Raw genomic sequence first — 11,610 nt, forward strand, 5'->3', positions numbered from 1 at the left:
GAGGCACGCCAGGCGTTTCGCAACGGATGGCCTCGAGCCATCGCATGACAGAGAAACGTTCGGATCATGCTCACCAAGAAAGGCAAGTACGGGCTCAAGGCGCTCGTCCACCTGGCGCGGATGCCGGCCGGGCAACTTGCCTTCGTCAACGACATCGCGACCGGCAACAACATCCCGAAGAAGTTTCTCGACGCCATTCTGGGCGAACTGCGCAATGCCGGTTTCGTGCAGAGCCGCAAAGGCAAGGATGGCGGCTATCGCCTGGCGCGGCCGGCGGAGGAAATCAGGGTCGGCCATGTCGTGCGCGTGCTCGACGGCCCGCTGGCGCCGATCCCTTGCGCCAGCCGCACCCAGTATCAGCGTTGCGAAGACTGTAACGAGGCGACATGCCAGGTCCGACATCTGATGCTGGAAGTCCGGCAGGCGATTGCCGAGGTGCTCGACCAGCGCAGCCTCGCCGAGATGCGCGACATCGGCCTCGACGACCTTGCGACCGACGATCTGCCGGTTGCGGTGAAGGCCTGACGCCGGCGCGTCGCACGGGGCCGGCATGAGCGGCCGCGGCAGCTCGATCATCATTGTCGGCGGCGGCGCCAGCGGCGTCGTGCTCGCCGCGCATCTGCTGAGGCAGCCCAATCCCGACCTTCGCGTCACGCTGATAGAGAAGCGCCCGCATTTCGGCCAGGGCATCGCCTATTCCACATTGCTCTCCGCGCATGTGCTGAACGTCAGCGCCGCCGGCATGAGCGCCTATGCCGACGATCCCGGCAATTTCTGGCGCTGGCTGCTGGAACGCCGCCTGGCAACGCCGGAGCAGGCCCCGGTCTACGCGCCGCGCAGCATCTATGCCCGCTACCTCGGCGAATTGCTGGAGGATCTCGAGGCGCGAGAGAGGGAGACCGGACGCCTCCGGCTGATCCATGAGGAAAGCCTGTCGATCTCGCCCACGGCCTCGGGGGTCGAAGTGGCGCTCGCCAACGGCACCAGCGTTGTCGCCCATCTGGCGGTACTCGCCACCGGCCATGACGAGGTGCCGGCCATGGGGCAAGGCCATGCGGTTCGGATGGGATCGGAGGCCGACACCGCGCTCGATCCCGACCGGAGCGTCATGGTGCTGGGCACCGGCCTCAGCATGGTCGATGCATTCCTGGCGCTCGAACAGCGCGGCCACCGCGCGGAGATCGTCGCGGTGTCGCGGCGCGGCCTGCTGCCCTCGCCGCACCGCAAGGGCAATCCGATCAAGCTTGACGTCGCCGACATCCCGCTCGGTACCCAGCTTTCCTATTTCGTCGGCTGGTTCCGCGATCTGATCCGGGAAAACCAGAAGGCCGGCATCGATTGGCGCGACGTCGTCGACGGCCTGCGCCCGTTCAACCAGAAGATCTGGCAGAACTGGCCGGCCTCCGCCAAGCGCCGTTTCGTCGAGCACACCAAGGCCTGGTGGGATATCCACCGCCACCGCATGGCGCCCGAGGTCCATTCCCGCGTCACGCAAGCCGTGCAGTCCGGCCGCATCCGCCTCGTTGCCGGCCGTGTCGTCGACATCGCGGCTGGCCAGGAGTTCACGGTCCAGGTCCAGTCGCGCCACACCAAGCGGCTGGAGAGGTTCAAGGTCGCCCGCATCTATGATTGCTCCGGCATCGTCAGGGATATCTCGGCCTCGTCGAACAGCGTCGTGCGCTCGCTGGTCGACCGCTCCCTGGCGCGGCCGGATCCGCTGCGCATCGGCCTCGACGTGACGGCCAATTGCGAGATCATCGCCGGCGACGGCACGGTGTCCAGGAAGATCCTCGCCGTCGGCCCGCTGACCAGAGGCACCTTCTTCGAGATCGACGCCATTCCGGATATTCGCGTCCAGTGTGCGAGGTTGAGCAAGCAGCTGCTGGGCTGAGGCACGGCAACAGGCGTGCGACTATCGAGCCTGGCGCTCTACGGCGCCCCCCTCTGGCCTGCCGGCCATCTCCCCCACAAGGGGGGAGATCGGCAGTTTCGCCGACCGCACCATTCTTTCAACGTTGGAGATTGGCGAAAGCCGTGGTGACAGCCAATCTCCCCACCCGTGGGGAGATGGCCGGCAGGCCAGAGGGGGGCGCTGTCCCGCCAACGTCCGAGTCCTGCACCACAGCGAAAACGCCGAACGGGAATTTCATTCTCCATCTAGCCGGTCGATTGGCACGATCTATCTTCTTTCCCACTGCAAAGGGCTGGAAAAGAGGATACGCTGCCGCCCTGCACGAGGCGGCCGCTTGATCATGGAGCATCGATATGAGCAGGCACAAGATCGCGCCCTCGGATAGCGCCCCTTTGGAAAGCGTCGCTTCGGAAAACGCAATGTCGCGCCTGCGGCCACCTTACGGATCGGTGCTCGACCTGATCGGCCAGACCCCCGTGGTCGAGCTGACCCAATTCGACACCGGCAAATGCCGGCTGTTCATCAAGCTCGAAAGCCAGAATCCCGGCGGCTCGATCAAGGACCGTATCGCTTTGTCGATGATCGCCGCCGCCGAGAAAGGGGGCAGGCTGAAGCCAGGCGGCACGATCGTCGAGGCGACGGCCGGCAATACCGGCCTGGGCCTCGCCCAGGTCGGTATCCCCAAGGGCTACCGCATCATCCTGGTCGTGCCCGACAAGATGTCGCGCGAGAAGATCCAGCACCTGCGCGCGCTGGGTGCGGAAGTGCGCATGACGCGCTCCGATGTCGGAAAGGGCCACCCCGAATATTACCAGGACATGGCCGAAAAGATCGCGGCCGAGCTGCCCGGCGCCTTCTACGCCAACCAGTTCGCCAATCCGGCCAACCCTGAGGCGCATGAAACCACCACCGGTCCGGAAATCTTTTCGCAGCTCGACGGCGATGTCGACGCGGTGGTGGTCGGCGTCGGCTCAGGCGGCACGCTGACCGGCCTTGGCCGGTTCTTCGCCAAGGCATCGCCGAAGACGGAAATGGTGCTGGCCGATCCGGTCGGCTCGGTGCTGGCGCCGCTGATCAAGACCGGCAAGATGGTGGAGGCCGGCAGCTGGACGGTGGAAGGCATCGGCGAGGACTTCGTGCCGCCCAATGCCGATCTTTCCCTGGTCAAGAAGGCCTATTCCATATCGGATAAGCAGAGCATGCTGGCGGTGCGCGATCTCCTGTCCCGGGAAGGCATCCTGGCCGGCTCGTCGTCGGGGACGCTGCTGTCGGCCGCCTTGCGCTATTGCCGCGAACAGACTTCGCCCAAGCGCGTCGTCACCTTCGTCTGCGACAGCGGCAACAAATATCTGTCGAAAGTCTTCGACGATTTCTGGCTGGCCGAACAGGGGCTGGCCGAGCACGAGCAGCATGGCGACCTGCGCGACCTGGTGATGCGCACGCACCGCACCGGCGACACCGTCTATGTCGGTCCGGACGAGAGCCTGCTCAACGCCTATGGCCGCATGCGCCGCTCCGATGTCTCGCAGCTGCCGGTGCTCGACGACGGCAAGCTGATCGGCATCGTCGACGAAAGCGACATTCTGGCCAAGGTCGACGGCCCCTATGAGGGCCGCTGGGAGCGCTTCAACGCGCCGGTGCGCTCGGCGATGACCTCCAATCTGCACACTTTGCAGGCCAGCCAGACGCTGGACGCGCTGCTGCCGGTATTCGACCGCAACGAGGTCGCCATCATCTTCGACGGCGACGAGTTCGTCGGCCTGATAACCCGCATCGACCTGATCAACCATCTGAGGCGCCGTGCACGATGACCGCATCCGGAAAGAACCGCCTGGCCTTCTCCACGCGCACCATCCATGGCGGCCAGAGCCACGATCCCCTGACCGGAGCGGTGATGGTGCCGATCTACGCCACCTCGACCTATGGCCAGCAGTCGCCCGGCGTGCACAAGGGCTTTGAATATGCCCGGAGTCAGAATCCGACGCGCTTTGCCTTCGAGCGCGCGGTGGCCGATCTCGAAAGCGGCTCGGTCGCCTTCGCCTTCGCCTCCGGGCTGGCGGCGATCGCCACCGTGCTGGAGCTGCTCGATTCCGGCGCCCACATCGTCGCCACCGACGACATCTATGGCGGCTCCTTCCGCCTGATGGAGCGTGTGCGCAAGCGCTCCGCCAATCTGGAGATCTCCTTCGTCGACTTTACCGACCTTGCCGCCGTCGAGGCTGCGATCCGCCCGGAGACGAAAATGCTCTGGGTCGAGACGCCGACCAACCCGCTACTGCGCATCGTCGATCTCGAAGGCGTCGCAGCCCTCGCCAGGCGCAAGGGCATCCTCTCGGTTGCCGACAACACTTTCTGCAGCCCCTATCTGCAGCGGCCGCTGGAGCTCGGCATCGACATCGTGGTGCATTCGACGACGAAGTACCTCAACGGCCATTCCGACATGGTCGGCGGCGTGGCTGTTGTCGGCGACAACAAGGATTTGGCCGATCGCCTGAAATTCCTGCAGAACGCGATCGGCGCCATTTCGAGTCCGTTCGACAGTTTTCTCGCCCTGCGCGGCCTCAAGACATTGGCACTGAGGATGGAGCGCCATTCGTCGAACGGCCTCAAGATCGCTCAGTGGCTGGAAGCCCGCAAGGATGTGCGCCGGGTCATCTATCCCGGCCTCGCCAGCCATCCGCAGCATGCCGTTGCCGTCCAGCAGATGCATGCGTTCGGCGGCATGATATCAGCCGTGCTCGACCGCGACCTCGTCGGCACAAAACGCTTCCTCGAACGCACGCAACTGTTCACGCTGGCCGAAAGTCTGGGCGGCGTGGAGAGCCTGATCGAGCATCCGGCGCTGATGACGCATGGATCGATTCCGGCGCAGAAGCGCGAAGAGATCGGCATATCGGATTCGCTGGTGCGGCTGTCGGCGGGCATCGAGGATGGCGACGATCTGATCGCGGATCTGGGGCAGGCGCTGGGGGGCTGAGGGGCGGCACTCCCGCTGAGACAAGCCAGTCTCCAAAGCCAGCGCCAACTTCGCAGAAAGCCAGCCACAACCCCGTTGACCCAAATCCCATCTGCCCGAGATGTAGCGCTATGGGCACGCGCGACACATCTCCCGATACGCCCCTCACCTTCGCGGTGCTGGTGTTCCCCGGCTTTCCGATGATGGCGTTCTCGTCCGTCATCGAGCCGCTGCGCGCCGCCAACATATTGGCGAAGCGGGAATGCTATCGCTGGATAATCGTCGGGGCTACCCAGGGTGCGGTCGAGGCCTCGAACGGCGTCGTCATCCAACCGGGCTTCTATGCCGAGGATGCGCCCAAGGTCGACCGCATCGTCGTCTGCTCGGGCGGCGATGCCGATCATCTCGTCGCCGAGGATGCGGCAAGCTGGATCCGCCGCAGCTTGCGCAATGGCGCCCATATCGGCGCGGTGGCGGATGCCGCCTTCTTCCTCGCCCGCGCCGGCCTGCTCGACGGCCATGCCTGCACCTTGCACTGGACCAGCCAGGCGGCCTTCACCGAGGCCTTTCCCAACGTCGAGCTGAGGCGCGACCTCTATGTCATCGACCGCAAGCGTTTCACCTCGGCCGGCGGCGTCGGCAGCCTCGACATGATGCTGGAGATTATTACCCGCGACTACGGCGCCGAACTTGCGGCCGGCGTCGCCGAATGGTTCGTGCACAGCCAGCTGCGCTCCAGCATCGACCGCAAGCTGATGCCGCTACGCCTGCGCACCGGCGTGCGGAACGAACTGGTGCTGTCGGCCATCGCCATCATGGAGGATGCTGTGGAGGAGCGGCTCGGCATGACGGAGCTGACCGCGAGGCTCGGCGTGTCTTCGGACAAGCTCGAACGCTCCTTCCGCTCCGAACTCGCCATCTCGCCCAATGGCTATTACCGGCGGCTGCGGCTGAAGCGCGCCGCCGATCTGCTCGCGCACTCGACGCTCGCGGTGCGCGACGTGGCGCTGGCCTGCGGCTTTGCCTCGATGTCGAGCTTTGCCCGGGCGTTCCGGGAGGAGCATGGGCATCCGCCGAAACTGGCGCGACGGCATTAGGTACTTTCGAAGGTTGGCGGGGCGCCTGGCACCTGCATCTCTCGTTATCGTAGCGGCATCCCGCACAACACACGCGGTTTTCCGCACAATGCATCCGCCCCTCCTGCGCCATGGTCAAGCCTTGCAACCCACCCAAGGTCAGCCCCCATGAGCATCGTCGTATTCGACCCCGACAGCACTGAAGACGTCGACTTCAAGGACCGCATGCGCCACCCCGCGGCGGCCGATCCGGCGGGCGGCATGTGGCTGTCCGACACCGAGCCGTCCTTCATCGATGCCGACGCCCTGCGTAAAGGCCGGCTTGCCAAGCTGCGCGGCTGGATGCGTGAGGCCGGCTATGGCGGCGTGGTGCTGTTCGATCCCTACAACCAGCGCTACGCCACCGGCTCGCGCAACATGTTCGGCTATTTCCTGCGCAATTCGACCCGCTATTTCTTCATCCCGACAGAAGGGCCGATCGTTCTGTTCGAATACCCGCAGAGCTACCATGTCTCGATGGTGCTCGACACGATCGACGAGGCGCGTCCGTCCAAGCTCGTCTGGTCGTCGGTGTCGGGCCGCGACGACGAGACCGCCGGTCCCTTCGCCGACGAGATCGCCGAACTCCTGAAGCAGCATGGCGGCGGCTCGATGGAGCTCGGGCTCGACCGCTGCAGCCACTTGCAGGCGCTGGCCCTGGAAAAGCGCGGCTGCGAGGTCCGGGATTGCCAGGGCGAGATCCTGGCGGTGCGCGCGGTCAAGACGCCGGAGGAAGTGAAATGCCTGCAGGTGTCGATGGCCGGCGCGGAAGCCGCTGTCTATGCGGTGCGCGAGGCGATCAAGCCCGGCGTTTCCGAGAACGAGCTGTTCGCCATCATGTATGGCGAGGTCATCCGCCAGGGCGGCGAGTTCATCGAGACGCGGCTGTTGACGTCTGGCCAGCGCACCAACCCTTGGTTCAACGAGGCCAGCGGGCGAAAAATCCGGCCGGGCGAATTGCTGGCGCTCGATACCGACACGATCGGCTGCTATGGCTATTACTCGGATTTCTCGCGCACCTTCCGCTGCGGGCCCGGCAAGCCGACCCCCTATCAGAAATCGCTCTACCGCATGGCGCACGACCAGGTTCAGCACAACATCTCGATCGTGAAGCCCGGCATGGCTTTCCGCGAGATCGCCGAAAAGGCATGGAAGATCCCTGACCGCTTCGTCGACCAGCGCTACACCTCGGTCATGCACGGCGTCGGCATGCATGGCGAGACGCCTTTCATCGCGCACGCCATGGACTACGAAACCTATGGCCGCGACGGCCATATCGTGCCAGGCATGGTGGTGAGCGTGGAAAGCTATATTGGCGAGAAGGGCGGCCGCGAGGGCGTCAAGCTGGAGGACGAGATCCTGATCACCGAGACCGGCACCGAGCTCCTGTCGCGTTTTCCTTATGAGGATGAATTTCTGGAGAAGCAGGTTTGATGTTCGCTGCTTGCCTCGGCGACGTATCGCAGCTGAAGAACGAGCGCCTCATTCCCTGGCGCTCCCCTCTGTCCTGCCGGACATCTCCCCCTCTAGGGGGGAGATCGGCAGCTTCGCTTGCGGCGCTTTTTCCTGCAACGCGGGTTATGGGCGAAAGCATTCGCGGCCGCCAATCTCCCCCCTTGAGGGGGAGATGCCCGGCAGGGCAGAGGGGGGCGCTTACCCTCCGGCATATGGAAGGATCGTGGACCGCCGCGCCCTTCCATGACGAGGGCTCACGCCCATGAAAACCCCCCTCTCCATCAAGTGCGGCACGGTTGCCGCTGTCTTCATCGACCTGCAGGAGGAGCACCGGCAGGACCCGCGCTACCTCGTCGAGGGCTTTGAGGCGATTCTCGCCAACGTCCAGCGCCTGCAGGCGGCGGCGCGGCAGAACCATGTGCCGCTTTACCACTGGGCCTATATTGTCGATCTCGACAAGCAGGACCGGCCCTTCCATCCCGTCGGAGAGGACGGCAAGTCCGCTTTCTCCGACAAGAGCGATCCGCTGACCGAAATCTGCCATGAGGTGGCGCCGGCCCAGGGGGAGACGCTGCTGATCAAGGCCGAGGCCAGCGCCTTCCGGTCGGGGCCGGCTACCGACCAGCTGAAGGCGCGCGGCATCGAATGGCTGGTCATAGCAGGCGTGTGGACCGAGGCCTGCATCGACGCCACAGTGAAGGACGCCGTGGCGCGCGGCTTTCGCGTGCTTCTGGTCAAGGATGCCTGCGGCAGCGGCAGTGCCGCCATGCACCAGACCGCCATCCTCAACCTCGCCAACCGGCTCTATGGCGGCGCCGTCACCGACACAGACGGCGCCTGCCGGCTGCTGGCCGGAGAGAGCGCCACCGTCTGGCAGGTCGAGGGCTCGGTACCGCTGCGCTTCAGCTTTGAAAACGCGGCCAGGCTTTACAGCGAGCTTTGAGGCAATGCCTTCCGTGGGCAGCAGTGAAATGGCCGGCCGCGGCAAATACGCGATGCTGCTCGACCCCGCGCTGTGGGCCTATATAGACGGCATCAACGCCTGGTATCCGCCCGAGACGATCGACCTGCCGATCGCCAAGCAGCGGGCCATCTATGACAGGATGTGCCGGGCGCTTCGCCAGCCCTATCCGCCCGGGGTGACGGCCAGCGACGGCCTCATCGCCGCTCCTGGCCGCGACATCGCGGTGCGGCATTACCGTATGGCGGGCACCGCCGCGCGGGCCACGGTGCTTTATTACCATGGCGGCGGCTTCATCCTCGGCGGGCTCGACAGCCATGACGATATCTGCGCCGAGATCTGCGCCGGCACCGGCTTTGCCGTGCTCTCGGTAGACTATCGGCTAGCGCCCGAACATCTTCATCCCGCCGCCTTCGACGACGCTCTGGCCGCCTTCGAATGGGCGGCGGCCACGGCGAGCGGGCCACTGCTGCTGTGCGGCGAGAGCGCCGGTGGCAATCTGGCGGCGGCGGTCAGTCATGCGACGCGCGCTCACGCGAAGAGGCCGACCGGCCAGGTGCTGATCTATCCCGGCCTCGGCGGCGACGAGACTGCCCGCTCCTATATCGAGCATGCCGAGGCGCCGCTTCTGTCGACCGGCGACGTCGCCTTCTACCGCCACGTCCGCTCGGCCAAGAGACAGGCGCCAGACGATCCGACCTTCTCGCCGCTGCGCGACGCCGACTTCTCCGGCCTACCGCCCACCGTCGTCTTTACCGCCGAATGCGACCCGCTGTCGTCCGACGGCGAGGCCTATCGCGACCGCATCCTGGCCGTCGGCGGCAAAGCGAGCTGGCGTGAGGAAAAGCGCCTCGTGCACAGTTTCCTGCGCGCCCGCACCACGGTGCCGGCCGCCGCCGAGGCGTTCCGGCGCATAATCGCGGCGATCGCGGCACTTGGCGCGGGCGAATGGCTCGTCGAACGCTGAACCCCGCGACGCAGCCCTCAATTGCGCCCGTAAAACGCGTTCTCGACATGCACCGGCCAGCGCCATGGCAGCACGGCAATCATGTCGAACCGCATCGACAGCCTACCATAATCCGGCTGGCGCGACAGCCAGATGTCGGCGGCGCCTTCGATGCGCCGCTCCGATTCATGGGCGATAGCCTCCATCGCCTCGATCAGCGTGCGGCGCGCCTTGACCTCGACGAACAGCACCAGGTCGCCGCGCCTTGCGATCAGGTCGATCTCGCCGAAACGGGTGCGATGGCGGCGCGCCAGGATACGGTAGCCCTTCAGCATCAGCGCGGCCGCCGCCAGCCATTCGCCGCGATGGCCGCGCCGATAGGCCTTTTGGCGGCTGACGCTCGGGAGCCTAGCCACGGTCCTCTCCAGAGGCATCCCTGAGTTCCAGCAGCCGCCGATAGAGCGCCTGCTTCTGGCCGCCAGTCATCCTGGCCGCTTCCGCCGCCGCCTTCGAGGCCGGCATCTCGGCGGCGAGCGACAACAGCAGGCGATCAATGTCCGCGGGCGTCTCCGCCCTGGCCTCGGCCGGACCGACGCAGACGACGATCTCGCCCTTCGGCGTATCGGCCGCGGCATAGTGGTCGGCCAGCGCCCGCAGCGTGCCGGTGCGCATCTCCTCGAAGGTTTTGGTTAGTTCCCTGCCGACCGCTGCCTTGCGCTCACCGCTGAGCGCTTCGGCCATCGCGCCGAGCGACTCGGCCAGCCGGCGCGGCGATTCGAAGAAGATCAGTGTCGCCGGCACCGCTTTAAGCGCTTCCAGCCGCGCCAGCCGCTGCCCCGCCTTGACCGGCAGGAAGCCGGCGAACAGGAAGGCATCCGAAGGCAGGCCGGATGCGGTGAGCGCGGCAAGCGGCGCCGACGGACCGGGGATGGGCACGACGCGAATGCCCTGGTCGAGCGCCTCGCCGACCAGCCGGTAGCCGGGATCGGAAACCAGCGGCGTGCCGGCATCCGAGATCAGGGCCACGCTCTGCCCCGACTGGAGCGCCGCTATCAATTTTGGCCCGGCCTCGCCGGCATTGTGCTCGTGATAGGCCGAGGTACGGCGGCGGATGCCGTAGCGGTCGAGCAGCACGCGCGACACGCGCGTGTCCTCGCAGGCGACCATGTCGGCGGCGGCCAGCGTCTCAAGCGCGCGCAGCGTGATGTCGGCGAGATTGCCGATCGGCGTCGCCACCAGATAGAGCGCCGGTTCCAGCGGCCGGGCCGTAATCTCGGTCTGTCCGATCACATAGCTGCGCTTGCCCGTCTCGCCAGTCACCGGTGCCTTCTCCGTCAGCGGCGCGCCCGCGTCCAGATGGAGCCGCGAAGGACGTTCCGAAATCATCCGCCCTGTTTGGCACGGCCCGCGCCGGGTTGCAAAAGGGGCTGTAATGTAAGGCGAGCGCCATTCCTTCGCCACAGTAGGGAACGAAACCGGCTTTCGCAGATTTAGCCCCTGATTCCCCCGGGAGGACAGGATGGACAGACTGACGATACAGGACGCTTTCGAGCCCTACTATGCAGGCCGCAAGCGCTTTGCCGCGCAAGGAGACGGGAAGCCGCCCGCCACCACAGACGGCAAGCAGGGGCCCGCGCGCCGCCCGCCACCAGAGATCAAGCTACCCGACAACGAACCCGACAGCACGACGGAGCACTGACCGGACGATGCCCAATCGCTTCGATATTTTCATCACCCGTCTCGAAACCAAGAACGCCCGCCACGGCGCAGCACTACCCTCGATAAGCGACCAGCACCGCGCCCGCCGCGATAAGGGCGACGCCAAGCCAGTTCGCACTGGTGAGCCGCTCGCCGAGAAAGACCGCGCCAAACACCGCCACAAGCACGACGCTTAGCTTGTCGATGGGCGCCACCTGCGCTGCATTGCCGATTTTCAGCGCGCGGAAATAGCAGAGCCACGAGGCTCCGGTCGCCAGTCCCGACAGGCCGAGGAAAAGCCAGGTCTTTCCGGAGATCGAGGCCCATGATTGGAATTGGCCACTGGCGGCGAGGATGGCCGCAAGCACGACCAGGATGATGGCTGTCCGGATGAGGGTGGCGAAATCGGAATTGATCGTTTCGATGCCCACCTTGGCAAAGATCGCCGTCAGTGCCGCGAACGCCGCTGACAGCAGCGCCCAGAATTGCCAGGAAAGCGTCAGGTTCATTTCGGGCCTCGCGATGTCCTGGGTCCAGATAACGTGAAACCCGCGCCTCCAGAAGCGC

12 protein-coding genes are annotated in these 11,610 nt (G+C 65.7%); 9 read left to right on the forward strand and 3 right to left on the reverse strand.

Features of this window, described 5'->3' with window-relative positions; translation table 11 throughout:
• Positions 1-66 precede the first annotated feature (66 nt).
• From LB551_RS08195 to LB551_RS08230, 8 genes are all read left to right on the forward strand, one after another.
• Positions 67-525, forward strand: coding sequence for an RrF2 family transcriptional regulator (locus LB551_RS08195; protein ID WP_140550521.1), 459 nt, complete (start codon positions 67-69; stop codon positions 523-525).
• Between the two features lie 25 nt (positions 526-550).
• The gene (locus LB551_RS08200) at positions 551-1,891 is read left to right on the forward strand and encodes an FAD/NAD(P)-binding protein (protein ID WP_224658822.1); all 1,341 of its coding nucleotides are present in this window, start codon (positions 551-553) and stop codon (positions 1,889-1,891) included.
• 374 nt (positions 1,892-2,265) lie between these two features.
• Positions 2,266-3,723 (forward strand): pyridoxal-phosphate dependent enzyme, encoded by a 1,458-nt coding sequence (locus LB551_RS08205; RefSeq protein ID WP_224625359.1) that lies wholly within the window; start codon positions 2,266-2,268, stop codon positions 3,721-3,723.
• A complete protein-coding gene (locus LB551_RS08210; protein WP_224658823.1) occupies positions 3,720-4,889 on the forward strand; it encodes a trans-sulfuration enzyme family protein in 1,170 nt (389 codons plus the stop codon). Before LB551_RS08205 ends, LB551_RS08210 begins: the two co-directional genes overlap by 4 nt.
• Positions 4,890-4,999: 110 nt before the next feature.
• On the forward strand, positions 5,000-5,965 hold the full coding sequence (locus tag LB551_RS08215) for a GlxA family transcriptional regulator (RefSeq protein WP_224658825.1): 966 nt from the start codon (positions 5,000-5,002) through the stop codon (positions 5,963-5,965).
• Positions 5,966-6,112: 147 nt separating this feature from the next.
• Positions 6,113-7,417 carry a M24 family metallopeptidase gene (locus tag LB551_RS08220; protein ID WP_224658827.1) on the forward strand — a complete coding sequence of 435 codons (1,305 nt, stop codon included), beginning with the start codon at positions 6,113-6,115 and terminating at the stop codon, positions 7,415-7,417.
• 283 nt (positions 7,418-7,700) lie between these two features.
• On the forward strand, positions 7,701-8,381 hold the full coding sequence (locus tag LB551_RS08225) for an isochorismatase family protein (protein WP_140550514.1): 681 nt from the start codon (positions 7,701-7,703) through the stop codon (positions 8,379-8,381).
• Between the two features lie 28 nt (positions 8,382-8,409).
• Positions 8,410-9,366: an alpha/beta hydrolase gene (locus LB551_RS08230; RefSeq protein WP_224659014.1), complete on the forward strand. Its 957-nt coding sequence runs from the start codon at positions 8,410-8,412 to the stop codon at positions 9,364-9,366.
• A 17-nt stretch (positions 9,367-9,383) separates the two neighbouring features.
• Here LB551_RS08230 and LB551_RS08235 read toward each other — a convergent pair whose 3' ends face one another.
• Together LB551_RS08235 and rsmI are read right to left on the reverse strand one after the other, a co-directional pair.
• Positions 9,384-9,761, reverse strand: coding sequence for a YraN family protein (locus LB551_RS08235; protein ID WP_224625355.1), 378 nt, complete (start codon positions 9,759-9,761; stop codon positions 9,384-9,386).
• Positions 9,754-10,665, reverse strand: coding sequence for a 16S rRNA (cytidine(1402)-2'-O)-methyltransferase (rsmI, locus tag LB551_RS08240; protein WP_224658828.1), 912 nt, complete (start codon positions 10,663-10,665; stop codon positions 9,754-9,756). The genes LB551_RS08235 and rsmI overlap by 8 nt, the downstream gene beginning before the upstream one ends.
• Before the next feature lie 199 nt (positions 10,666-10,864).
• Here rsmI and LB551_RS08245 point away from each other — a divergent pair, with 199 nt between their 5' ends.
• A complete protein-coding gene (locus LB551_RS08245) occupies positions 10,865-11,044 on the forward strand; it encodes a hypothetical protein (RefSeq protein WP_140491829.1) in 180 nt (59 codons plus the stop codon).
• A 73-nt stretch (positions 11,045-11,117) separates the two neighbouring features.
• On the opposite strand, the gene LB551_RS08250 is transcribed toward LB551_RS08245, so the two are convergent.
• Positions 11,118-11,552, reverse strand: a complete 435-nt coding sequence (locus tag LB551_RS08250; RefSeq protein WP_140550510.1) for an EamA family transporter — start codon at positions 11,550-11,552, stop codon at positions 11,118-11,120.
• Between the last annotated feature and the right edge of the window lie 58 nt (positions 11,553-11,610).

Source organism: Mesorhizobium sp. BR1-1-2 (genome assembly GCF_020165435.1).
Classification (GTDB): domain Bacteria; phylum Pseudomonadota; class Alphaproteobacteria; order Rhizobiales; family Rhizobiaceae; genus Mesorhizobium.